1 rRNA gene is annotated in these 597 nt (G+C 41.9%); it reads right to left on the reverse strand.

Features of this window, described 5'->3' with window-relative positions:
• Window positions 1-492: 492 nt before the first annotated feature.
• Window positions 493-597: ribosomal RNA gene (gene rrf, locus H4J75_RS19690) — 5S ribosomal RNA — on the reverse strand; the annotation flags it as partial.

The following is a 597-nucleotide window of genomic DNA, read 5'->3' on the forward strand; positions in this document are numbered from 1 at the left end:
TTCACCACAGTGATATCTATCAAATAAAAGGAGAAAGTTACCGAAAAAAACAAGCTATGCAACTAAATTCAAATACCGGCCAAGTTAATTGACGCCAACCGGACAAGTTAGTTGACGTCTAATAAACGGGTTTTTGACGTGTAGGGATATACTAATGTCGCGTTGCCAAGGATGGCAAAGAGCGACCTAATTAGAATCGGAGAATGTCCTAGGCTCACATGGGCATGTCGGACATAAGTCACACTACCGTTGGCGCTACTGCTCAATTAGTTATAAATGGTGTATTTTCAAACGTTAGAAAGCAAAAAACCCGACTCTTTCGAATCGGGTTTCTCTAAATAGAAGCCTAGCAATGTCTTATTCTCACATGGGCATGTCGAACATAAGTCACACTACTGTTTGCGCTACTGCTCTAAAGATATAAATACTGTATTTTTAAACGTCAGAAAGCAAAAAACCCGTTACGTTAGTAACGGGTTTTTCTAATTGGAAGCCTAGCAATGTCCTACTCTCACATGGGAACTCCCACACTACCATCGGCGCTACTGCGTTTCACTTCTGAGTTCGGAATGGGATCAGGTGGTGCCACAGTGCTAT

Source organism: Colwellia sp. BRX10-1 (genome assembly GCF_014077545.1).
Lineage (GTDB): Bacteria > Pseudomonadota > Gammaproteobacteria > Enterobacterales > Alteromonadaceae > Colwellia_A.